This is a genomic window from Streptomyces sp. adm13(2018), assembly GCF_008042145.1.
In the GTDB taxonomy this organism is placed as follows: Bacteria; Actinomycetota; Actinomycetes; order Streptomycetales; family Streptomycetaceae; genus Streptomyces.
The window spans coordinates 104,147-125,817 of the sequence record NZ_RDBH01000113.1 but is presented as its reverse complement, the minus strand read 5'-3'; the positions used below and the strand labels follow the sequence as shown (position 1 = coordinate 125,817).

The following is a 21,671-nucleotide window of genomic DNA, read 5'->3' as shown; positions in this document are numbered from 1 at the left end:
TCCCACCTCACCCCCCACGCCTGGCGGCACGCCCTCCTCAAGTGCCTCTTCACCGAGGTCCCCGTCACCGCCGTCGCCGCCCTCGCCGAACGCGCCGCCGGCGACGACGAACTCGCCCGGATGCTCGCCGACCACGCCGCCGAACGGACCGCGGCCGGCCGCGACGTCCCCGCCGACCTCACCCGCGTCCTCGCCCTCACCGCCCCCACCGAGGAGTCCTGATGCGCATCTTCGACCCCCACATCCACATGACCTCGCGCACCACGGACGACTACCGGGCGATGTACGACGCCGGGGTCCGTGCCCTCGTCGAGCCGTCGTTCTGGCTCGGCCAGCCGCGCACCTCGCCCGCGTCCTTCCACGACTACTTCGACTCCCTCCTCGGCTGGGAGCCCTTCCGCGCCGCCCAGCACGGCATCGCCCACCACTGCGCCCTCGCCCTCAACCCGAAGGAGGCCAACGACCCCCGCTGCCTCCCCGTCCTCGACGACCTGCCCCGTTATCTCGCCAAGGACGGTGTCGTCGCCGTCGGCGAGATCGGCTACGACTCCCTGACACCCGCCGAGGACACCGCGCTCGCCACCCAGCTCCAGCTCGCCGCCGACCACGGCCTCCCGGCCCTCGTGCACACCCCGCACCGCGACAAGCTCACCGGGCTGCGCCGCACCGTCGACGTCGTGCGCGAGTCCGCGCTCGCCCCGGACCGCGTCCTCCTCGACCACCTCAACGAGACCACCGTCAAGGAGGCCGCGGACAGCGGCGCCTGGCTCGGCTTCTCCGTCTACCCCGACACCAAGATGGACGAGGACCGGACGGTCGCGATCCTCAAGGAGTACGGAACCGACCGGGTCCTGGTGAACTCCGCCGCCGACTGGGGCCGCAGCGACCCCCTCAAGACCCGCGCCGTCGCCCGCGTCATGCTTCGGTCCGGCTTCACCCACGACGACGTCGACCAGGTCCTCTGGCGCAACCCCGTCGCCTTCTACGGACTCAGCGGACGCCTCCACCTCGACGTCCCCACCCCGCCGGACCTCCACGAGGGCAACTCCGTACTCCGCGGCGGGGAATGAGGCGCCGCCATGCGGTTCCGGCACCCCGACGGCTCCACCGTCCACCTCGCCTACTGCACCAACGTCCACCCCGCCGAGACCCTCGACGGCGTCCTCGCCCAGCTCCGCGACCACTGCGAGCCCGTCCGCCGCAGGCTCGGCCGCGACCGCCTCGGCATCGGCCTCTGGCTCGCCCGGGACGCCGCCCGCTCCCTGACCACCGACCCGGCCTCGCTCCGCGCCCTCCGGGCCGAACTCGACCGCCGGGGCCTGGAAGTGGTCACCCTGAACGGCTTCCCGTACGAGGGGTTCGGCGCCGACGAGGTCAAGTACCGCGTCTACCGGCCCGACTGGACCCACCCCGACCGCCTCGCGCACACCACCGACCTCGCCCGCCTCCTCGCCGCACTCCTCCCCGAGGACGTCACCGAGGGGTCCGTCTCCACCCTGCCCCTCGCCTGGCGCACCCCCTTCGACGCCGAGGCCGCCGCCACCGCCCGCGCCGCCCTGACGACCCTCGCCGGACGCCTCGACGCCCTGGAGGAGCTCACCGGCCGGAGCATCCGCATCGGCCTCGAACCCGAGCCCGGCTGCATCGTCGAGACCGTCGCCGACGCCGTCGCCGCCCTCACCACGGCCGCGGCCGCGAACCCCCACTCCAGCCCCGCCACAAGACCCACGACCTCCTGGTCCTCGACGTCGTCGGTCTCACCCCGCGGCTCCTGCCGCACATGCCGCACCTGGCCGCCCTCGCCCGCAGCGGCTCGCACGCCCCGCTCTCCACCGTGCTGCCCGCCGTCACCTGCGCCGCGCAGACCACCTTCCTCACCGGCACCCTCCCCGCGGAGCACGGCATCGTCGGCAACGGCTGGTACTTCCGGGACCTCGGCGACGTCCTGCTGTGGCGCCAGCACAACGGCCTGGTCTCCGGCGACCGCCTCTGGGACGCGGCCCGCCGCAGCCACCCCGGCTACACCGTCGCCAACATCTGCTGGTGGTACGCGATGGGCGCCGACACCGACATCACCGTCACCCCCCGCCCCGTCTACTACGCCGACGGACGCAAGGAACCCGACTGCTACACCCGGCCCCCGGCCCTGCACGACGAACTCACCGAGAAGTTCGGCACCTTCCCCCTCTTCCACTTCTGGGGCCCCGGCGCCGACCTCGTCTCCAGCCGCTGGATCGTCGACGCCACCCGCCACATCCTCCGCACCCGCCGCCCCGACCTCGCCCTCTGCTACGTCCCGCACCTGGACTACGACCTCCAGCGCTACGGCCCCGACGACCCCCGCTCCTTCCGGGCCGCGGCCGCGCTCGACACCGTCCTCGCCCCGCTCCTCGCGGAGGCGCGCGCCGAGGGCCGCACGGTCGTGGTGCTCTCCGAGTACGGCATCACCCGGGTCGAGCGGCCGGTCGACATCAACCGGGCCCTGCGGCGCGCCGGACTCCTGGAGGTCCACACCCAGGACGGCATGGAGTACCTGGACCCGATGGCGTCCCGGGCGTTCGCCGTCGCCGACCACCAGATCGCCCACGTCTACGTCAGGCGGCCGACCGACCTGCCTGCCGTCCGGGAGGCCCTCGACGGGCTGGCCGGTCTGGAACGGCTCCTCGACGACGTCGGCAAGAAGGAGCACGGCCTCGACCACCCGCGCTCGGGCGAGCTGGTCGCCGTGGCCGAACCCGACGCCTGGTTCACGTACTACTACTGGCTCGACGACGCCCGCGCCCCCGACTTCGCGCAGCTGGTCGAGATCCACCGCAAACCCGGCTACGACCCCGCGGAACTCCTCATGGACCCGCTCGATCCCTATGTGCGGATCAAGGCGGCCCGGGAGATCGCCCGCAAGAAGCTCGGTATGCGGTACCGGCTCGCGGTCGTCCCGCTCGATCCCTCACCGCTCCGCGGCAGCCACGGCCGCCTCCCCGCGAACGAGGACGAAGGTCCGCTCATCCTGTGTTCCACCCCCCGCGCCCTGGGCGGCCGCGTCGCGGCCACCGATGTGAAGAAGCTGCTGCTCGGTCTCGCCGGGATCGCCGAGACCCCGAGCTGAACCCGTACAGCCGACCGGATCGGTCCGCCTGCCCCGGCCCCCCCCCGAACTCCTCGGGGCGTCCCGGCCGGACGTCCCCGGTCGCATCCAGTGAAGCAGTCCGTTCCGACAGCCAAGGAGTTATCCACAGATGAGTCTCCCCCGCCGCAACCAGGGCCCCGACGACCCAGAGCTCGTCCGGCGGCTCAGCCGCCGGAACATGCTGGGCGTCGCCGCCGGCGCGACCGCCGCCGCGCTCCTCGGGGCAGCGACCCCCGCGGCCGCTGCCCCCGCCTTGCCGGAAGGCGGCCACGGGCACGGCCACGGCCGTCCCGTCCTGCCGCCCGGCCGCCTGGGCATCCAGCTCTACTCCCTGCGCGACAAGGTCTCGACCCTCGGCTTCGCCGCCGTCTTCGCCGAACTCCGAAAGTACGGCTACGACGAGGTCGAGTACGCCGGCTACACCCAGGGTTCCGCCGGCCCCATCAGCCTCTCCCAGCTCAAGCGCCTCACCCGCGACCACGGGCTGCGCCCGATCGGCAGCCACGTCGGCTACTACGCGAGCGATCCCGCCGCGTACACGTTCGCGCAGAACCTCGACCGCGTCCTCGACGACGCGGCGGCCCTCGGCCTGCCGCACATCGGCACCGCCTCCGGACCCTGGCGCTACGGCTCCACCGTCGACGGGTGGAAGCGGTGCGCCGAGGAGTTCAACCGGTACGGCGCGGCGGCGAGGAAGCGGGGCATGAAGTTCTACCAGCACAACCACTCGGAGGAGTTCTCCTTCGCGAGCGACCGGCCGGACGTGCGCCTCTACGACGTGCTCCTCGCCGAGACCGACCCCGACCTGGTGCACCTGGAGATGGACATCTTCTGGGCGTACGTCGGCCAGTACCGCTACTCGGTCCGCCCGGACGGGACGCCGGCTCCGTTCGACCCGCTCGACTACGTCCTCGACCAGCCCGACCGCTATCCGCTGTTCCACGTGAAGGACGGCGACCGGGACGACACGGCCGTTCCCTACGGCTACCGGATGACGGACGTGGGCGACGGGGACATCGACTACCGGCGCTTCATCTCGGCCGTCAACCGCACCCGCCACGGCCGGCACGCGCACCACTGGCAGGCCGAGCACGACAACCCCGTCGACTCGCTCGCCTTCGCCCGCAAGTCCAGCGCCCACCTGCACGCGCTGCGCGAGAGGCGCCGCTGACCCGCTCGCCGGTCCCGGACTCCGCACTCCCCGTGAGCGGACGGCGGCGCCCCGTGCGCACGGCGGAGGGATCCGCGACCGCGGGGCGGCTCCACCCCACTGACCACGGAAAACGCTGGTGAAAGGCGCCGGGAACCCCTGGTAGAGTTACCTCTGTCGCCGCGGGGAGAACCCGCAGCGACAGGCACCTTGTCCGGGTGGCGGAATGGCAGACGCGCTAGCTTGAGGTGCTAGTGCCCTTTATCGGGCGTGGGGGTTCAAGTCCCCCCTCGGACACCAGCGGAAGTGCCGGTCGATCTCGTATCGACCGGCATTTCGCGTTCTAGGGGCCGCGGCGGACCGGGGAGACGAGCGCCGGCCCCGCCGTCCGCTACCTCTTGCGGGCCACGACGAGGCGGCAGCGCGGGCTGCCGTCCTCACGGCTGCCCAGAGCGGTCACGGGAGCGAGCCCGACCTCGAAGCCCGCGTCCTCCAGGCGCCGCCGGACGTCGTCGAGCCGGAAGGTCCGGTAGTACATGACGAAGGGCGGGCGCCAGAGTGCGTTGCGGACCCGCATCGTGGCGTCGAAGCCCCACAGCGTCCAGTAGAGGCGGGAGCCGACCCGGGGCGGCGCTCCGACGGGAAAGGCGAACGTGCCGCCCGGCCGCAGGGAGGCGTGGACCTGGGAGAACAGGGTGCGCTGCTCACCCGGCAGGAAGTGGCCGAAGGCGCCGAAGCTGACGGCGAGGTCGAAGACCGGCCCGAAGGGCAGGGCCAGGACGTCGGCGCGGACCAGACCGGCCGTGGGGTGGGCCTCGCGGGCCCGCGTCAGCATGCCCGTACTGAAGTCGACGCCGGTGACCCGTCCCGCGCACACCGCGCGCAGGACGCCGAGCCCGGCGCCGGTGCCGGTGCAGACGTCGAGGCCGGAGTCGAAGGGGCCGAGGGTCTCCAGGGTGTCGGAGGCCGCGGCGAGGAGGCGGTCGGAGGTGCGGAACGGGGTCGCGTCGAACTTGTCCGCGAGCAGGTCGTAGCCGTGCTCGACGGAGGAGAGGGCCTGGGCGGTCAGCTCGCGGAGGCTGGGACCCTGCGGGGTGAACATGCCTCCGACCCTATGCGCTCGGGAGCCGCCCGGGGCGGGGATCGCCCGAGCCCGGGACGCCGTCGGCCGGCAGCGGGGAGGGGCGGACCCTGCCCGGCCCCATGGTCCCCGGGTGGGTCAGAGCGCGCTGCTCACCGGCGGGCCGGCCCAGGAGGGGGCGATGCCCGTCAGCTGGCAGACCAGCAGGTAGAGCGGGATGGGCGGGGTGTAGGGCGAGGTGCCGTCGGGGTGGTGGATGAGACGCGGGCGGCGGTCCGGGATCTCGGCGCCGGCCGCGTAGCAGGCGGGCAGGGGCCAGCGGACGTCCTGGTCGGAGCCGGCCGGGACCAGCCACCACCACCAGTCGGTGTCCGCGTAGACGCAGCCCTTGGCGGGGAGCCGGGAGAGGATCTTGAAGCCGAAGCGGGCGGGGACGCCGACGGCGTCGCAGCCGAGGCCGGTGTGGAGGCCGACGGGGACGGCGAGGCGGGTCGCCGCCAGTCCGCGGGGGCGGGCGGCGCCGCGGAGCTCGTGGACACGGCGGGGGTCCGGCAGGCGCTCGCCGGTGAGGAGCCGGGGGGTCCCGGGGAGCAGCGGGATCATGCGGGTGGCCCTGGACCTCAGCACGTTTCCCCCATGCCGTGGGCCAGCTCGGCCCAGACGACCTGGGCGGTGCCGTGTCCGGTGCGGTCGGCGCCCCAGGCGGTGCAGAGCGCGTCGACGATGAGGAGACCACGGCCGCGCTCGTCCTCGCCGCAGTCGCGTATCCGGGGGTCGGCGGGACCGCCCTCGTCGCGCACGGATATCCGGAGGGTGTCCTCGCCCTCACGGAGCTCGCATATGAAGCGGCCGCTCGCGGTGTGCACCACGGCGTTGGTGACGAGCTCGGAGACGATCAGCGACACCGTGTCGCGGATGTCGGGGCCGCAGCCCCAGATGATGAGGCGTTCCTCCGCGAGCCTGCGGGCGCGTGCGACCGAGGACGTGAGGGCGGGGAGCTCGAAGGCGAAGCGGCGGACGCCATCGGTATCGGTCTGGGGCTGCGGGCGCGGGGCCATGACTCGGGGACTCATGAGACCTGAAGGCTGCGCGTTACCAGAAGCCACGACCGGTTCCTCACAACAGTGGGCAGGAGTGCCGTACGAAGCTGTCGCCGTGGCGCGGGGGCGCACGGCGGCAGCGTGTACTGGTTCACATCGGAACACTGTCCTCCTGAGTCGGACACTTGGCAAGTGGCACTCTGGAAATTGCAGAGTGCCGTGTTCTCTCTGGCCCGGCTTCGTGACACACTCGTCGAAACAGTGCGTCGGGGAGGTCTGAGAGTGAGCGAGCCGCGGTCCGCACCGACGGTGGGACAGGTCGTTCTCGGCAGGCGCCTGCAGGATCTGCGGGAGCGGGCCGGCCTGAAGAGGGAAGAGGCCGCGAAGGTCCTCCGGGTGGCCCCCGCCACCGTACGGCGGATGGAGACCGCCGAAGTCGCACTGAAGATCCCGTACGTGCAGCTCCTCCTGAGGGAGTACGGGATCACGGACTCCGAGGCGGAGGGCTTCATCGCCCTCGCGGAGGAGGCCAATCTCCCCGGCTGGTGGCAGCGGTTCCACGACGTGCTGCCGGGCTGGTTCTCCATGTACGTGAGCCTGGAGGGGGCCGCCAGCCTCATCCGGGCGTACGAGCCCCAGTTCGTCCCCGGTCTCCTCCAGACCGAGGACTACGCCCGCGCCATTCTGCGCAGCGGGGCGGTCGGTGGCGGCAGCGATGCCGCCAAGGACGAGGACACCGAGCGGCATGTAGCCCTGCGGATGGAGCGCCAGTCCCTGCTGAGCAGGGAGGATGCCCCGAAGTTCTGGGTGATCATGGACGAGACGGTGTTCCGCCGACCGGTCGGCGCCGGGCCCGAAGTGATGCGCGACCAGCTCGACCGGCTGCTCGAAGCGTCGGAGCTGCCGAACGTCACCCTGCAGATCGCGGAGTTCGCGTCCGGCCACCACCCCGGCACCTACGGACCGTTCGTCCTCTTCCGCTTCGCCATGCCCGAACTCCCGGACATGGTCTACAGCGAGTACCTGACCGGCGCCGTCTATCTCGACGCGCGCCCCGAGGTGGCATCCCACCTGGAGGTCATGGACCGCATGGCGGCTCAGGCCGCGACTGCACAACGCACGAAGGAGGTTCTCCGGAATCTCCGCAAGGAGCTGTGAATGGATCGCATATACAACGGCATGCCCGCCGCTGAGCTAGGTGTCGAGGGCTGGCACAAGCCATGGAGCGGCGGGAACGGGGGCAACTGCGTGGAGGCCATGAAGCTGGCCGACGGCAGAGTCGCCGTGCGACAGTCCGCAGACCCTGAAGGACCAGCGCTCATCTACACCCACGGGGAGATCGCGGCATTCATCCAGGGGGCGAAATCCGGTCAGGCTGACTTTCTCCTCACCTGACCTCTTCCGCACCACCCCTACCGTCGCGTAACTCTTGCTGTAGTGCCACTCGTTCATCCCGACCAGGAGAGCCGATGACCCAGGACCCCGCGTCCCCGCGGAGTGAGATACGGATCGACACCAGCACGCCGCACCCCGCGCGGATGTACGACTGGTTCCTGGGCGGCAAGGACAACTACCCGGTCGACGAGGCGATGGCACGCCAGCTGCTCACCGTCGACGCCCGGGGCCGGGACATGGCCCGCGTCAACCGGGCCTTCATGCACCGCGCCATCCGCTGGCTCAGCGCCCACGGCGTCCGCCAGTACCTGGACATCGGTACGGGCATCCCGACCGAGCCCAACCTGCACCAGATCGCGCAGGGGGCCGCCCCGGACTCCCGCATCGTCTACTGCGACTACGACCCCATCGTGCTCGCGCACGCGGCCGCCCTGCTGCGCTCGACCCCGGAGGGGGCCACCGAGTACATCCAGGCGGACGCCCGCGAGCCCGAGGTCATCCTCGAAAGGGCCGGAAAGGTCCTTGACTTCGATCAGCCGATCGCGCTGTCGATGCTCGCCCTGCTGCACTTCGTGGGCGACGAGGACAACGCGTACGACCTGGTCCGCAAGCTCGTGGACCAGCTCGCGCCGGGCAGCTACCTGGTCCTCTCCCACGTCACCGGGGACTTCAACCCCGAGGGCGCGGCGGAGGCGGCCGCGATGTACAAGGCGCGGGGGCTGACCCTGCGGCCCCGGTCGCGGGACGAACTGGCCGCGTTCTTCGACGGCCTGGAGTTCGTCGAGCCGGGCGTCTCGCTCACCGCCGAGTGGCACCCGGAGCTGGGCGAGCCGGTCCCGGTGCCGGGTGACGAGCCCATCCCGGGCTGGGCCGCGGTCGCCCGCAAGCCCTGACCGTTCCACGACGGGTGAGGCCCCGCCGACCGAGTGTCGGCGGGGCCTCACCCGTGTTCCGCGTCCGCCGGGCGCGTCACGGCTCCACCAGCGTCACGGCTCCACCAGCGTCACCAGGAACTCGCGCGGGCGGCCGATGTTGCCCGCCGCGTCGATCGTGCGGTACTCGATCCGGTGGGTGCCGTAGTCGGGCGTCGCGTCGTCCCAGGGCACCGCGCGGCTCCGGCCCAGCTTCCCGTACACGAGGTCGTCGATGACCGTGCCGCCGGGCGTGAAGCGGAACGGCGCGTCCGCGTCCGTCGGCCAGCCGTAGTACGTGTACCAGCCGTCGCCGTCCACCCGGAACTGGCTGACCACCGCGCCCTCCTGGTCGTCCCGCGCGGTCAGCCGCATCGTGAACGGCCCGTCGTACACGTACTCCACGGGCCGTCCGTGCCGCCCCACCGTGCGCAGCGGCGCGGAGAGCGCGTACGAGACCGCGGCCGGCCGGGCGTCGACGGTCCAGGTCAACTCCTCGTCCGTGCCCGCGATACGGGCGGTCAGGGTGTGGGTTCCCGTGCGCGTCGGGAGCGAACGCAGGTCCAGGTCGCGGTCGTTGGGGCCGGTCGTGACGAGCCGGCCGTCGAGGCGCCAGCGCACGGCCGGAGCACGGCCCGTCGGATGCGTGGTGTCCGCGTGGACGACCGACCGGGCGCCGACGGGCGCGCCGACCGGGGTGTGCCCGGTGAACGCCGGGACCGTCCCGTCGCGGGCCGTGGTGAGTGCCGGGTCCACGGTCCAGGTGACGGTGCGGGTGAGCGCCGCCGAGGCGCGGACCGCCGGGTCGCGGACGAAGGGCGTCGGGTCCGTGACGGTAGCGGTGAGCGTGTGCGGCCCGGGGGAGAGCCGCAGGGGGCGTAGGTCGACGCTGCGGGCCCCACGGGTGGGCAGCGTCCGCCCGTCCAGCCGCCAGGTCACGGCGAGCGCGCCGCCCACCGGGTGGAGGGTGTCCACCCAGACCGTCCGGTCGGCACCGATGGGGGCGGTGGCCGGTGTGTGGTCCTGGATCAGGTTCACCTTGGCGGAGATCGCCCTGACCATCACCTCGCGCTCGACCTGGTCGAAGGCGTAGCCGAGGGTCTTCATCAGGGAGTGCCGGCTCGGCCGCCACACGCCCTTCGTGCGGTACATCCCGCCTTCGTGGCGGCCGATGACGCCGCCGGACTCGCTCTCCTCGCCGAGCCAGCGCCACCACTTGGCCCGCCCGTCGCGCATCTGACGTTCCGTCAGAAGCGTGTGGTGGCTGGAGGAGGGCTCGGGCCCGGAGTACGTGTCGCCCGGGACGCCCCGCGCGTAGTAGTCGTACTCGTCCTGGAGACCGCCGAGCGAATGCCCGATCTCGTGCGGGGTGATGAGCGAGGAGAGCGCGTTGCCGCCGGACGCGGTGGCGTAACCGCCGCCCGCGCCGCCGTAGGTGGAGCTGTGGGCGAGGGCGACGACCTGTCGGTTGGCGGCGCTCGTGCCGGGGACGAGGTCGGCGAGCGCGGCGGCCTTCCGGCTGTCGACGGTCAGCAGCCGCTGCACGCTGCCCGCTTCGCAGCCGCCCCAGAACCCCATGTCGAGGGCCGTGTCGCGGGCGGGGGCGTCCAGGCCGGGATCGCAGTCCACCCCCGACTCGGCCGAAGGGACCTCCACCGCCCAGACGTTGATGTACGAGCGGTAGGAGGCGAAGGGCTCGATGCTCCACAGGGTGCTCAGGTGCCGGTCGAGGTCCGCCCGGAACGCCGGCATCTCCGCCGCGGTGTAACCGTCGCCCATGAACACCAGGTTGAACCGCCGGTCCGCGGGCCCGGTGGTCTGCACGGGGACGACGGCCGGACCGTCGGCGGGCGTCGGCGTCCCGGCGGCCGCCGGCACCGTTCCCACCAGGCCGGCGGCCAGCAGGCAGACCGCGAGGACGCGGGCCACCTCGCGTCGAGCACCTGTGCGCTGTGAGGTCATGGGGCGCGAGCCTAGGCCGCACCCCCGCCCGCGTAAAGCCGTTCGCCGGCCGTACGTCTCCCCGTCGGCCGTACGCCTCCGGGACGGCCGTACGCCTTCCCGGCGGCGGTACGACTCCACGCCGGCCGGTACGATTCCACGCCGGCCGGTACGACTCCCCGTCGGCCGTACACCTCCCCGACGGCCGCGCCGGAGTCCGCGGGCCTTCTCAGTGCCGGAGGTAGGCCAGGCCCGGGTGCTCCGCCGTGTACCCCTCCACCAGACGGCGGGCCACCGCCACCGAGTCGACCAGCGGGTGCAGGGCGAAGGCCTTGACGGCGGTCGCCCGCGAACCGCTCTCCGCCGCCGCGAGGACCTCCCGCTCCACCGCCTTCACGGCCGTCACCAGGCCGACCGCGTGGTACGGCAGCGGGGACACCGCGACCGGATGGGCGCCGTTCGCGTCCACGAAGCAGGGGACCTCGATGACCGCGTCCGCGTCGAGTGCGGAGAGGGTCGTGCCGTTGCGCACGTTGAGGATGAGCGTGGCCCGCTCCCCGCGCGCGATGGCCCGCATCAGCGCCAGCGCCACCTTCTCGTAGCCGCCCGACTCCAGGTCCTCCTCGTCGCGCTGCCCGATCCCGGCGGCCTCCCGGTTGGCCGCCATGTAGGTGGCCTCCCGGTCGGCGAGCGTACGGTGCCAGGCGGCGAGCGCCGGGGTGTCCGGCCGGTCCATCTCCGCGTAGAAGGCGCCCTGTTGGTCGCGGAGGTAGGCGCCGCGGGTCCGTCCGGCCGACCGGTAGGCCGCCACGGCCTCCCGGTTGAAGTAGTAGTAGTGCAGGTACTCGTTGGGGATCGCGCCCAGGGAGCGCAGCCACTCCGGTCCGAAGAGCCTGCCCTCCTCGAAGGAACCGAGCGCCTTCTCGTCGGCGAGCAGCCGGGGCAGCTCGTCCCGTCCGTCGATCCGCAGGCCCCGCAGCCAGCCGAGGTGGTTGAGGCCCACGTAGTCGATCGAGGCCCGGTCCGGGTCGGCGCCCAGGATGCGGGCGACCCGGCGGCCCAGGCCGACGGGGGAGTCGCAGATCCCGACGACCCGGTCACCGAGGATCCTCGACATCGCCTCCGTGACGAGCCCGGCCGGGTTGGTGAAGTTGATGACCCAGGCGTCCGGGGCGAGTTCGGCGATCCGGCGCGCGATGTGCACGGCGACGGGCACGGTCCGCAGCCCGTACGCGATGCCGCCCGCACCCACCGTCTCCTGCCCCAGCACCCCCTCGGCCAGCGCGATCCGCTCGTCCGCTGCCCGGCCTTCGAGGCCGCCGACGCGGATCGCGGAGAACACGAAGTCGGCGCCCCTCAGCGCCTCGTCCAGATCGGTCGTCGCCGTGACGTCCGGTGCGTCCGGCACCCCCGCGCCCTGCTCCGCGAGGACCCTGGTGATGGCCGAGAGCCGCCCCTCGTCGAGGTCGTACAGGGTGACCCGGGTGACCCGCCCCTCGGCGTGGTCGCCGAGGAGAGCGCCGTACACCAGCGGCACCCGGAACCCGCCGCCGCCGAGAATCGTCAGTTTCATGCCCGTACGCTACTCGGACCCGCCCCCCGAGCAGCGGGATCCGGCCCCGGCGTCCACCGGACCGTCCACATGCCGGGCGCGCCGTCGCCCGCCCGCCGCTCGGCGGCGCGCGCATCCGGTGGGGGACAAGCGGTACACCCCGTGGGGGACACGCGGCGCACCCGGTGGGCGACAATGACGGCATGTCCCGACGCAAGACCCGCCCCCGTACCGCCCCGTCCCGCCAGGCCGCGCCCGCCGTCACTCCGGAGTCACCGTGCCCGTGCGGCCTCGACGCCGCGTACGGTGCGTGCTGCGGCCGGTTCCACTCCGGGACGGGCGGCGGCGCGCCGACCGCCGAGCTGCTGATGCGCTCCCGGTACAGCGCCTTCGTCGTCCGCGACGAGGCGTATCTGCTCCGCAGCTGGGCGCCCGAGACCCGCCCCGCCACGGTCGACTTCGACCCGGGCATGCGCTGGACGGGCCTGGAGATCGAGTCGACCACCGACGGCACCCCCTTCCACCAGCACGGCACCGTCACCTTCACCGCCCACTACGCCCACGGCGCCGAACGCGGTGAGATGCACGAACGAAGCCGCTTCTCCCGCCACGAGGGCGCCTGGGTGTACGTGGACGGCGACGTCGACGCGTAGCCACGCGCCGGGCGGGACCGGGGCCCGCGCGGAACCGAAGGCCCGGGCGCGGTCCGGCGTCGTGCGGGCCCCGCTCAGGCCCCCGTCGTCCCGGTCAGCGTGCGTCCGTCCCTGCGGGCGAGGGAGCGGTCGGGGAGACCGTTCGCGAGGTCCTCGGCGACGACCTTCTTGGCGATGGCGTCCGTCGCCACCCGTAGCTCCGGTCCGCTGGGACGGCCGATCTCCTGCTCCACGCGGTCGGACAGCCAGTCGCCCCACGCGTGCGTGATGACCTCCGCCTCGCGCTCGCCGGCCGGGGTGTGGGAGAGCAGGTGCCCGTCGCGGGTCAGGAACCCCTCGTCGACCATCCGGTCGAAGACCGGCAGCAGCACCTCGGGCGGGACCCGCCGGCCCGCCGAGATGAGTCCCAGGCTCGCGTGGCCGACCGTCCGCGTGTACAGCTCGACCTGCATGACCGCCCACGCACCGGCCGTGTCGAGCCGGGTGTCGGACGTGTCGAGGATGCGCCGCGCGGTGGCGAGGTCGATCCGGCGCATGATCCTGCCCACGGCCAGTTCCAGGTGCTGCGCGGAGTCGCCCGACGAGGTCGGCGAGGAGAAGCCCTCGCCCATGTCGGGCGCGGCGGCCCGGGCCGAGTCGCGGAGCGTGACCTGCTTGAGGAAGAGCGCGACGACGAAGCCGACGGCCGCGACCGGGACCGTCCAGAGGAAGACGGTGTGCAGCGTGTCGGCGTAGGCGGTGACGATGGGCTCCGCGACCTGATCCGGCAGCCCGTGCACCCCGTCCGGGCTCTGCGCCGACCGCGCGACGGCCGCCGGATCCAGCCCCTGGCTCGCGCCCACGGCCGAGGCCTCGGCGACGCCGGCCCCGAGGTTGGGGGTGAGGCTGTTGACGTAGATCGTGCCGAAGACCGCGGTCCCGAACGAGCTGCCGAGGGTGCGGAAGAAGGTGACGCCGGAGGTGGCGGTGCCGAGGTCGGCGTACTCGACGGTGTTCTGCACGGCGATGGTGAGGACCTGCATGCACAGACCGATGCCGACGCCGAGCACGAACATGTACAGCGACGCGAGCCAGGTGCCGGTCCCGGGTTCCATCAGCGACAGCAGATACAGCCCGAGGCCCATCACCAGGCAGCCGACGATCGGGAAGCTCCGGTAGTGGCCGGTCTTGCTGACCACGTTGCCGCTGAAGATCGACGCGATGAGCAGACCGACGACCATCGGCAGGGTGCGGATGCCGGACACGGTCGCCGAGTCCCCGTCGACGTACTGGAGGTACGTCGGCAGGAACGTCATCGCGCCGAGCATCGCGAAGCCGACGACGAAGCTCAGCACCGAGCAGACGGTGAAGACCGGGTTCCCGAACAGCCGCATGGGCAGCATGGGTTCGGCCGCCCGGGTCTCCACCCAGCAGAACAGGCCGAGCGCGACGACACCGCCGACGAACAGCCCGATGATGACCCCGGACGTCCAGGCGTACTCGTTGCCGCCCCAACTGGTCGCCAGGATCAGCGCGCTGGCGCCGGCGGCGACCAGCGCGATGCCCGCGTAGTCGATGACCGGCTTGCTCGCCGACCGCACGGAGGGGATCGTGCGGGCCGCGGCGATCACGACCAGGATCGCGATGGGCACGTTGACGTAGAAGGCCCAGCGCCAGCTGAGATGGTCGGTGAACAGGCCGCCGAGCAGCGGGCCGATGACGGTGGAGACCCCGAACACGGCCCCGATCGCGCCCTGGTACTTGCCGCGCTCGCGCAGCGGGATCACATCGGCGATCAACGCCATCGACGTGACCATCAGGCCGCCCGCGCCGACCCCCTGGAGGCCGCGCCAGACGATCAGCAGCGTCATGTTGGTGGCGAGTCCGCAGAGGAACGAGCCGGTGATGAAGACGACCGCCGAGATCTGGAAGATCACCTTGCGGCCGAACAGGTCGCCGAACTTGCCGACCAGCACGGTCGCGACCGTCTCGGCGAGCAGATAGGAGGTGACCACCCACGACATGTGGGCGGCGCCACCGAGGTCCGAGACGATCGTGGGCAGAGCGGTGCCGACGATCGTCTGGTCGAGCGCGGCGAGGAGGACACCCAGCATGATCGTGCCGAAGACGATGTTGCGGCGGCGGCGGTCGAGCACGGGAGGCTCGGTGGCGGCCGGGGGTGCGGGCGCTGCGTCGCTGGTCGTGGTCACTCTCGCAGCGTCACACCGGCCCCGACCGGGTGCATGCGGGGGACGGCCGAACGGCGGACCGGCGGGAACGGCGGACCGGCGGGGACGGSGCCGGCCGGCCCCGGCTCTGCGGCTTGCCCGCCGGCCGGCCCCGTCAGGGCGTGACGGGCAGCTTGGGGTGGTGCTTGGCGAGGATCTTGTTGGCCTGCGCGAGCGCGGCGAGCGCGTGCTCCCGGTCCGCCCGGTCCTCCGCGCAGAGCGGTCCCCGGAAGCGGTACACCTCGCGCGCCGCGCAGTCCGCGTCGATCTCGGCCTGGAGGACGTGCAGCGGCAGGCAGGAACCGATCAGCGCGGCCACACGGTCGGGGATCGGGACGGGTACGAGGCGCGAGGGCGAGGTGATCACGGGTCAGTCCTAGTGGGTCCGGGAAGCGTACGGAAGGGTTTCGCCCTCCATACGTACCGGATCGCCGTACGGGTTCCGGCACGGCGATGTCGCGGCGGGGCAACGACGCGACCGAGCTCCGGAGGGGCGCACGGACACCCCGGCGGGAGACCCGGTGCGCCCCCGTCGCACCGGCGGGTGCGTTCCCGCAGGTGCGGGCCCGGGTCACGGACACCGGATTGTGCACCGTCCCTGCGTATCGGCCGGACGTGCGACGAACGCATGGCCGATCGACGGTGGTTGGCGGCGTCGGGAGGCCCGGGGAATGTGCCGCATCTCACTCGGCGGACCGGCGTCCTCCGGACAGCGCCCGGACACTATGTCAGGATCTCGGACAGGTCGTACGAGACCGGCTCGTCCAGCTGTCCGTACCCGCAGGACTCCGGCGCCCGGTCCGGACGCCACCGCTTGAACTGCGCCGTGTGCCGGAACCGGTCGCCCTCCATGTGGTCGTACCCGACCTCGCAGACCCGCTCGGGCCGCAGCGCCACCCAGGACAGGTCCTTCTTCCCCGACCAGCGGCTCGGCGCGCCCGGCAGCCGCGCGCCCGCGTGCGCCGACTCCTCCGTCCAGGCCGCCCAGGGGTGCCCGTCCGGCGGGTCCATCGTGAGCGGCGCGAGCTCCTCGATCAGCTCGGCCCGCCGTTGCGCGGTGAACGCCGCACACACGCCGACGTGCTGGAGGGCGCCCCCGTCGTCGTACAGGCCCAGGAGCAGCGAGCCGACCACCGGCCCGCTCTTGTGGAAGCGGTAGCCGGCCACCACGACGTCCGCCGTCCGCTCGTGCTTGATCTTGTACATGAGACGGGCGTCCGGCCGGTACGGCAGGTCGAGCGGCTTGGCCACGACCCCGTCGAGACCCGCTCCCTCGTACTGCTCGAACCAGCGGGCGGCCAGCTCCGGATCCCGGGTCGCGGGCGCGAGGTACAGCGGCGCGTCCACCCCGGCGAGCACCCGCTCCAGGGCCTCCCGCCGCTCGCCCAGCGGCGTGTCGAGCAGGGCCGCGTCCCCGAGGGCGAGCAGGTCGAAGGCCACGAACAGTGCCGGGGTCTTCTCGGCCAGCATGCGGACCCGGGACTCCGCCGGATGGATCCGCTCACTGAGCCGGTCGAAGTCGAGCCGTCCGCCGTGCTCGACGACGATCTCGCCGTCGACCACGCAGCGCTCCGGCAGCCGGGCCGCGAGCGCCTCCACCAGCTCGGGGAAGTAGCGGGTGAGCGGCTTGCCCGTACGGCTGCCGATGACGAGCTCCGGCCCGTCGCGGTGCACGATCGCGCGGAAGCCGTCCCACTTCGCCTCGTACTGCATCCCGGGCGGGATCCGCTTCACCGACTTGGCCAGCATCGGTTTCACGGGCGGCATCACCGGAAGATCCATGAGGCGATTGTCCGGTATGCGGGAGTTGTCGGCGAGCCCTAGGCTGACCGGCATGGCAGGCAAGGCGGCAGCGGTGGAACTGGAAGTCGGCGACCGGACCGTACGCGTGTCCCATCCGGACAAGGTGTACTTCCCCGAACCCGGCTACACCAAGCTCGACATGGTCAGCTACTACCTGGCCGTCGGCGACGGCATCACCCGGGCCCTGCGGGACCGCCCCACCACCCTGGAGCGCTACCCCGACGGGGTGACCGGCGAGTCGTTCTTCCAGAAGCGGGCTCCCAAGTACCTCCCCGACTGGATCCCGACCGCCCACATCACCTTCCCCAGCGGCCGGTCCGCCGACGAGATGTGCCCCACCGAACCGGCCGCCGTGCTCTGGGCGGCCAACCTCGGCGCCGTCACCTTCCACCCCTGGCCGGTGCGCCGCGAGGACACCGACCACCCCGACGAACTCCGCATCGACCTCGACCCCCAGCCGGGCACGGACTACGCGGACGCCGTCCGCGCCGCCCACGAACTGCGGGCCGTCCTCGACGAGCACGGACTGCGCGGCTGGCCGAAGACCTCCGGCGGGCGAGGCCTGCACGTCTTCGTCCCGATCCTGCCGAACTGGACGTTCACCCAGGTCAGGCGGGCGGCCATCGCATGCGGCCGGGAACTGGAGCGACGGATGCCGCAGGAGGTCACCATCAAGTGGTGGAAGGAGGAGCGCGGCGAGCGGATCTTCGTCGACTACAACCAGACGGCCCGGGACCGCACGATCGCCTCCGCCTACTCCGTACGCCCCAGGGCCCACGCGCCCGTGTCGGCGCCACTGCGGTGGGAGGAGGTCGACGACGCCGTGCCGCGGGACTTCGACATCCGGACGATGCCGGCCCGGTACGCCGAACTGGGCGACGTCCACGCCGACATGGACGACGAGCGGTTCAGCCTGGAGTCGTTGCTCGAACTGGCCCGGCGCGACGAGGCGGACCATGACCTCGGGGACCTGCCGTACCCGCCGGAGTACCCGAAGATGCCGGGCGAGCCGAAGCGCGTGCAGCCGAGCAGGGCCCGGAAGGAGGCGGACGGGGAGGGGTAGTCGATCGAGGCGAGCAGCGTCCCGCCCTCGGCGTCGGGCTCGGGGACGCAGCGGACCGCGAGGGACGCCGGACCGGTGGGCGTGCCGTCCGCCTTGCTCGGGGCCAGGCCGACGGCGAGGTTCCCGGCGCGGAGGGTCAGCTCGCCGGCGGTGTCCGTCGTGAGGGCGGGGACGTCGCCGGTGCCGGTGAGGGTGAGCGGTCCCTCAGCGGGGACGGGGGCGGGCTGGGCCGTGCCGAGCCAGGTGACGTCGGTGGTGGCGCCGTTCTGGCCGACGCCGACCGTGAGCGCCGTCTCCGCCCGTACGGTGGCGGCTTCGAGGGCGGTGAGTTCGGCCGCGACGGCGGCCGGGAGTTCCAGCGTCGTGCTGACGCCGGCCGCCTCGATCGTCTCGCCGACGGACGCCCGGTCGGGCACGGTCGCCCTGATCCGCACCGTCGCCGGCTGCGGGCCCGAGGGCAGGGTGCAGAGATAGGGGAGCCGGGTGTCGACCTCGTGCGAGCCCAGGGCCACGGCCGCCGCGGGGAGAAGGGGGGCGAGTGCCACGAGTGCGGCGATCGCCGCACCGCGCGTGCGGACGCGGCCGGGCCGCGGGGTGGCTCGCTGGCCTCTCATCTGGTGCTCCGCTCGGATAGTGCGCGCGAGCGTCGGGTGCGCGGGCGCGAAGGGAGGGAAGTCCGTAGGGGGCGCGAACGGCCCGCGTCCGCCCGGCCGGGATCGCCGGCCGGGCGGACGCGGGATCGCGCTGCTTACGGGTTGGAGCCGACGATCTTCGGGATGGTGGTCGTGTTGGCCACCTTGACGAGGTAGTCGCCCTTGAAGAGCGGCTTGGCGCCGACCGGGACGGCCGAGCCGCAGTTGGTCGAGGAGACGACGGTGAGTTCGCCGGTGACGCTGTTGACCGCCAGCTTGCCGGTCGAGTTGGTGTACGAGCCGGAGGCCTTGCCCGTGACGCGGAAGACGCAGGCGCCGACCGTCACCTTGGCGTCGACGTTGCCGACGTAGCCCTTGGTGACGCCGGTCGCGGCGGTGTAGTCCTGCGCCACCAGGGTCCACGGGGTGGTCGCGACGGTGGTCACGTTGCCCAGGACGCTGGTGCAGGGCGCGCCGGTGGCGCCGAAGGCGATGGCGCTGATGGAGGCCACGGTCGCCGGGTTGCCGGTGGCGCTCGCCATGGTGCCCGAGGCCTTCGAGTTCGTACACGTCATGGCGATGCCGTTGACGCTGAGGACGACGTTCCCGCTGTTGGTCGCGGTGAAGCTGGCGGGCGACGGGGTGACGGTCCAGACCGTCGACGGCACGGCCGAGGCGGGGCCGGCGGCGAGGGCGAACGCGGCGGTGGCCGCCCCGGCGACGACGGCGAAGTTTCTGATCTGCTTCTTCATGGGTCCCGGACTCTCCTTGTGGATTGACCAGCTGAGGGTGCGACCGCGGTGGGGGCGAGCGGCCGGCGGCCCGGTATTTCTCGGCCGCGAAACCTGACGTTACTTGCGAGAAACTTAGCTGAACAATGGCGCAGTCCATGATTCTTTTGAGAAGGCTATTCGCCTGTCAAGCGGGTGAGCGATGGCCGGAATCTCCTTGGTTCCGGGGTGCGCAATGTCGACAATTCTGATCGATCAGGGATGGCCGAAATCGGCATTGCTCTCCCCGGTGACAAACGGGGAATGGGGGTTGTCTCCCGAATGACAAACGCCTGCTCGCTCGCCACCTGTCGCCGAAAACTCCGGATCCGGTATTGCCGGAGGAGGTTACTCGGCCGTAACGTTCCCGGGGCGGTGAACGGAGACGCAGGTCGGCACAGTCATGTGTTTCCTCGCAGACAAAGCACAACCACGACTTTGTCTCCGTGGTGACAAAGAGCGGAGCGGATCAAGGATTTTGCGCCACGCCTCTTGTCCAAGTGATCCGCACCGACTTAACGTGCGCCCGCGGCGCACCCCCGACGCACGCTTGCTGGAGGTGGGATGGGAATCGAAGTAGTCGTTGAGGGGCTGACCATGTCCTTCGGCAAGCAGAATATCTGGCAGGACGTGTCCCTGACCTTGCCGGCCGGAGAGGTGAGCGTGATGCTCGGCCCCTCCGGTACCGGGAAGACGGTCTTCCTGAAATCGCTCATCGGACTGCTCAAACCCCAGCAGGGCCGCGTACTCATCAATGGCGTCGACATGGTGAGCAGTCCGGAACGGGACATCTACGAGACCCGGAAACTCTTCGGCCTCATGTTCCAGGACGGCGCCCTCTTCGGCTCCATGACCCTCTTCGACAACATCGCCTTCCCGCTGCGCGAGCACACCCGCAAGCGGGAGTCCGAGATCCGCCGCATCGTCATGGAGCGGATCGAACTCGTCGGCCTGCTCGGCGCGGAGGGCAAGCTCCCCGGCGAGATCAGCGGCGGCATGCGCAAGCGCGCCGGCCTGGCGCGGGCCCTGGTGCTCGACCCGCAGATCGTCCTCTGCGACGAACCGGACTCCGGGCTCGACCCCGTCCGCACCGCCTACCTCTCGCAGCTCCTCATCGACCTCAACGCCCGCATCGACGCCACGATGCTGATCGTCACCCACAACCTCGACATCGCCGCCACGGTCCCCGACAACATGGGGATGTTCTTCCGGCGCAACCTCGTCACCTTCGGCCCCCGCGAGGTCCTCCTCACCAGCGAGGAACCGGTCATCACTCAGTTCCTGGCCGGCCGCCGCGAGGGACCCATCGGCATGTCCGAGGAGAAGGACGCGGCCCTCCTCGCCGCCGAACTCGACAACCCCGACGGCCGCCCCGCGACGCCCCGCGCCATCGTCCCCCAGCTGGAACCGTCCCCCGGTCTCCCGCCGCGCGCCGCGGTCACCCGCCGCCGCGAACGGGTCCTCGGCATGCTCGACCGGCTGCCGCCCGCCGCCCAGGCCGCCATCCGCGACACCTACGCCAGGGACGACACGGTCCACATCCTGCCCAAGCGGGAACGCGTCACCGGGAGCGGCTCGTGATCACCGGCGCGCTGCGCCAGACCGGCCGGCTCTTCGCCCTCGCCGCCGAGGTGGCCCGGGCCGTCTTCCGACGCCCTTTCCAGTTCCGGGAGTTCGTCGAGCAGTTCTGGTTCGTCGCCAGCGTCACCATCCTGCCCGCCGCGCTCGTCTCCATCCCGTTCGGCGCCGTGATCGCCCTCCAGGTCGGCTCGCTCACCCAGCAGCTGGGCGCCCAGTCGTTCACCGGAGGTGCCAGCGTCCTCGCCGTCATCCAGCAGGCGAGCCCCCTCATCGTCGCCCTCCTGATCGCCGGCGCCGGCGGCTCCGCCATCTGCGCCGACCTCGGCTCCCGCAAGATCCGCGAGGAACTCGACGCCATGGAGGTCATGGGCGTCTCGCCCGTGCAGCGCCTGGTCGTCCCCCGCGTCCTCGCCACCATGGCGGTCGCCGTCCTGCTCAACGGAATGGTGTCCGTCGTCGGTACGCTCGGCGGCTACTTCTTCAACATCATCCTCCAGGGCGGCACCCCCGGCGCCTACCTCTCCAGCTTCTCCGCCCTCGCCCAGCTCCCCGACCTGTACATCAGCGAACTCAAGGCCCTGATCTTCGGGTTCATCGCCGGCATCGTCGCCGCCTACCGGGGCCTCAACCCGCGCGGCGGCCCCAAGGGGGTCGGAGACGCCGTCAACCAGTCCGTCGTCATCACCTTCATGCTGCTGTTCTTCGTGAACATGGTGCTGACGGGCGTCTACCTGCAGATCGTCCCGCCGAAGGGAGGCTGAGCGC

General features: G+C 72.1%; 20 protein-coding genes, 1 tRNA gene and 2 pseudogenes. 13 read left to right on the top strand and 10 right to left on the bottom strand.

The features are described 5' to 3' along the window. From EAO70_RS37830 to EAO70_RS10515, 6 genes and pseudogenes are all read left to right on the top strand, one after another. A partial coding sequence (locus EAO70_RS37830; protein ID WP_187283833.1) for an EboA domain-containing protein occupies positions 1 to 222 on the top strand: 222 nt, incomplete at its 5' end. Then, a complete protein-coding gene (locus EAO70_RS10535; protein ID WP_148002737.1) occupies positions 222 to 1,070 on the top strand; it encodes a TatD family hydrolase in 849 nt (282 codons plus the stop codon). The genes EAO70_RS37830 and EAO70_RS10535, both read left to right, overlap by 1 nt. A gap of 9 nt (positions 1,071 to 1,079) precedes the next feature. Then, a pseudogene (locus EAO70_RS10530) lies at positions 1,080 to 1,682 on the top strand (xylose isomerase); the annotation flags it as partial. Between the two features lie 98 nt (positions 1,683 to 1,780). Continuing rightward, positions 1,781 to 3,106 (top strand): alkaline phosphatase family protein, encoded by a 1,326-nt coding sequence (locus EAO70_RS10525; protein ID WP_410091222.1) that lies wholly within the window; start codon positions 1,781 to 1,783, stop codon positions 3,104 to 3,106. A 130-nt stretch (positions 3,107 to 3,236) separates the two neighbouring features. Continuing rightward, complete coding sequence (locus EAO70_RS10520; protein WP_148002736.1) at positions 3,237 to 4,298, top strand: sugar phosphate isomerase/epimerase family protein; 1,062 nt, start codon at positions 3,237 to 3,239, stop codon at positions 4,296 to 4,298. Positions 4,299 to 4,489: 191 nt separating this feature from the next. Next, positions 4,490 to 4,577, top strand: a tRNA-Leu gene (locus EAO70_RS10515). A 91-nt stretch (positions 4,578 to 4,668) separates the two neighbouring features. Here EAO70_RS10515 and EAO70_RS10510 read toward each other — a convergent pair. The 3 genes from EAO70_RS10510 to EAO70_RS10500 all read right to left on the bottom strand — a co-directional run bounded on the left by EAO70_RS10510 (position 4,669) and on the right by EAO70_RS10500 (position 6,416). After that, a complete protein-coding gene (locus EAO70_RS10510) occupies positions 4,669 to 5,379 on the bottom strand; it encodes a class I SAM-dependent methyltransferase (RefSeq protein WP_148002735.1) in 711 nt (236 codons plus the stop codon). Between the two features lie 117 nt (positions 5,380 to 5,496). Then, positions 5,497 to 5,985, bottom strand: a complete 489-nt coding sequence (locus EAO70_RS10505) for a hypothetical protein (RefSeq protein WP_187283832.1) — start codon at positions 5,983 to 5,985, stop codon at positions 5,497 to 5,499. Further along, positions 5,979 to 6,416 carry an ATP-binding protein gene (locus EAO70_RS10500; RefSeq protein WP_148002994.1) on the bottom strand — a complete coding sequence of 146 codons (438 nt, stop codon included), beginning with the start codon at positions 6,414 to 6,416 and terminating at the stop codon, positions 5,979 to 5,981. Before EAO70_RS10500 ends, EAO70_RS10505 begins: the two co-directional genes overlap by 7 nt. Positions 6,417 to 6,680: 264 nt before the next feature. On the opposite strand from EAO70_RS10500, the gene EAO70_RS10495 reads away from it, so the two are divergent. The 3 genes from EAO70_RS10495 (at position 6,681) to EAO70_RS10485 (ending at position 8,686) form a co-directional block, all read left to right on the top strand. Then, positions 6,681 to 7,556, top strand: a complete 876-nt coding sequence (locus EAO70_RS10495) for a helix-turn-helix domain-containing protein (protein WP_148002734.1) — start codon at positions 6,681 to 6,683, stop codon at positions 7,554 to 7,556. Next, positions 7,557 to 7,793: a DUF397 domain-containing protein gene (locus EAO70_RS10490; protein ID WP_125742105.1), complete on the top strand. Its 237-nt coding sequence runs from the start codon at positions 7,557 to 7,559 to the stop codon at positions 7,791 to 7,793. Positions 7,794 to 7,867: 74 nt separating this feature from the next. Next, the gene (locus EAO70_RS10485) at positions 7,868 to 8,686 is read left to right on the top strand and encodes an SAM-dependent methyltransferase (protein WP_148002733.1); all 819 of its coding nucleotides are present in this window, start codon (positions 7,868 to 7,870) and stop codon (positions 8,684 to 8,686) included. Positions 8,687 to 8,779: 93 nt separating this feature from the next. Here the strand turns inward: EAO70_RS10485 and EAO70_RS10480 are convergent, their stop codons facing one another. Both EAO70_RS10480 and EAO70_RS10475 read right to left on the bottom strand, forming a co-directional pair. Continuing rightward, positions 8,780 to 10,666, bottom strand: a complete 1,887-nt coding sequence (locus EAO70_RS10480) for a M64 family metallopeptidase (RefSeq protein ID WP_148002732.1) — start codon at positions 10,664 to 10,666, stop codon at positions 8,780 to 8,782. A 208-nt stretch (positions 10,667 to 10,874) separates the two neighbouring features. Then, the gene (locus tag EAO70_RS10475; RefSeq protein ID WP_148002731.1) at positions 10,875 to 12,218 is read right to left on the bottom strand and encodes a 6-phospho-beta-glucosidase; all 1,344 of its coding nucleotides are present in this window, start codon (positions 12,216 to 12,218) and stop codon (positions 10,875 to 10,877) included. A 182-nt stretch (positions 12,219 to 12,400) separates the two neighbouring features. Between EAO70_RS10475 and EAO70_RS10470 the strand changes: the two genes are divergently transcribed. Further along, a complete protein-coding gene (locus EAO70_RS10470; protein WP_187283831.1) occupies positions 12,401 to 12,850 on the top strand; it encodes a YchJ family protein in 450 nt (149 codons plus the stop codon). Positions 12,851 to 12,924: 74 nt separating this feature from the next. Here EAO70_RS10470 and EAO70_RS10465 read toward each other — a convergent pair whose 3' ends face one another. From EAO70_RS10465 to EAO70_RS10455, 3 genes are all read right to left on the bottom strand, one after another. Further along, positions 12,925 to 15,039: an MDR family MFS transporter gene (locus tag EAO70_RS10465; protein ID WP_148002729.1), complete on the bottom strand. Its 2,115-nt coding sequence runs from the start codon at positions 15,037 to 15,039 to the stop codon at positions 12,925 to 12,927. 133 nt (positions 15,040 to 15,172) lie between these two features. Continuing rightward, positions 15,173 to 15,424: a hypothetical protein gene (locus EAO70_RS10460; protein WP_148002728.1), complete on the bottom strand. Its 252-nt coding sequence runs from the start codon at positions 15,422 to 15,424 to the stop codon at positions 15,173 to 15,175. A 356-nt stretch (positions 15,425 to 15,780) separates the two neighbouring features. Further along, complete coding sequence (locus tag EAO70_RS10455; protein ID WP_148002727.1) at positions 15,781 to 16,839, bottom strand: ATP-dependent DNA ligase; 1,059 nt, start codon at positions 16,837 to 16,839, stop codon at positions 15,781 to 15,783. Positions 16,840 to 16,891: 52 nt separating this feature from the next. Here EAO70_RS10455 and ligD point away from each other — a divergent pair, with 52 nt between their 5' ends. Next, the gene (ligD, locus tag EAO70_RS10450; RefSeq protein WP_148002726.1) at positions 16,892 to 17,923 is read left to right on the top strand and encodes a non-homologous end-joining DNA ligase; all 1,032 of its coding nucleotides are present in this window, start codon (positions 16,892 to 16,894) and stop codon (positions 17,921 to 17,923) included. A 95-nt stretch (positions 17,924 to 18,018) separates the two neighbouring features. Here ligD and EAO70_RS39980 read toward each other — a convergent pair. Together EAO70_RS39980 and EAO70_RS10440 are read right to left on the bottom strand one after the other, a co-directional pair. Beyond that, positions 18,019 to 18,537 (bottom strand): annotated as a pseudogene (locus EAO70_RS39980) (DUF6801 domain-containing protein); the annotation flags it as partial. A 134-nt stretch (positions 18,538 to 18,671) separates the two neighbouring features. Then, positions 18,672 to 19,307: a hypothetical protein gene (locus tag EAO70_RS10440; RefSeq protein WP_148002724.1), complete on the bottom strand. Its 636-nt coding sequence runs from the start codon at positions 19,305 to 19,307 to the stop codon at positions 18,672 to 18,674. A gap of 582 nt (positions 19,308 to 19,889) precedes the next feature. Here EAO70_RS10440 and EAO70_RS10435 point away from each other — a divergent pair. Next, entirely contained in the window at positions 19,890 to 20,906 is a 1,017-nt protein-coding gene (locus EAO70_RS10435) for an ABC transporter ATP-binding protein (protein ID WP_148002723.1), read from the top strand. Then, a complete protein-coding gene (locus EAO70_RS10430; protein ID WP_148002722.1) occupies positions 20,903 to 21,667 on the top strand; it encodes an MlaE family ABC transporter permease in 765 nt (254 codons plus the stop codon). Before EAO70_RS10435 ends, EAO70_RS10430 begins: the two co-directional genes overlap by 4 nt. Positions 21,668 to 21,671 lie beyond the last annotated feature (4 nt).

Coding starts and splice junctions, on each gene's coding strand:
- EAO70_RS10535 (WP_148002737.1), top strand. CDS start 222: ATGCGCATCTTCGACCCCCACATCCACATGACCTCGCGCACCACGGAC.
- EAO70_RS10525 (WP_410091222.1), top strand. CDS start 1,781: ATGCCGCACCTGGCCGCCCTCGCCCGCAGCGGCTCGCACGCCCCGCTC.
- EAO70_RS10520 (WP_148002736.1), top strand. CDS start 3,237: ATGAGTCTCCCCCGCCGCAACCAGGGCCCCGACGACCCAGAGCTCGTC.
- EAO70_RS10510 (WP_148002735.1), bottom strand. CDS start 5,379: ATGTTCACCCCGCAGGGTCCCAGCCTCCGCGAGCTGACCGCCCAGGCC.
- EAO70_RS10500 (WP_148002994.1), bottom strand. CDS start 6,416: ATGGCCCCGCGCCCGCAGCCCCAGACCGATACCGATGGCGTCCGCCGC.
- EAO70_RS10490 (WP_125742105.1), top strand. CDS start 7,557: ATGGATCGCATATACAACGGCATGCCCGCCGCTGAGCTAGGTGTCGAG.
- EAO70_RS10485 (WP_148002733.1), top strand. CDS start 7,868: ATGACCCAGGACCCCGCGTCCCCGCGGAGTGAGATACGGATCGACACC.
- EAO70_RS10480 (WP_148002732.1), bottom strand. CDS start 10,666: ATGACCTCACAGCGCACAGGTGCTCGACGCGAGGTGGCCCGCGTCCTC.
- EAO70_RS10475 (WP_148002731.1), bottom strand. CDS start 12,218: ATGAAACTGACGATTCTCGGCGGCGGCGGGTTCCGGGTGCCGCTGGTG.
- EAO70_RS10470 (WP_187283831.1), top strand. CDS start 12,401: ATGTCCCGACGCAAGACCCGCCCCCGTACCGCCCCGTCCCGCCAGGCC.
- EAO70_RS10455 (WP_148002727.1), bottom strand. CDS start 16,839: ATGGATCTTCCGGTGATGCCGCCCGTGAAACCGATGCTGGCCAAGTCG.
- ligD (WP_148002726.1), top strand. CDS start 16,892: ATGGCAGGCAAGGCGGCAGCGGTGGAACTGGAAGTCGGCGACCGGACC.
- EAO70_RS10440 (WP_148002724.1), bottom strand. CDS start 19,307: ATGAAGAAGCAGATCAGAAACTTCGCCGTCGTCGCCGGGGCGGCCACC.
- EAO70_RS10435 (WP_148002723.1), top strand. CDS start 19,890: ATGGGAATCGAAGTAGTCGTTGAGGGGCTGACCATGTCCTTCGGCAAG.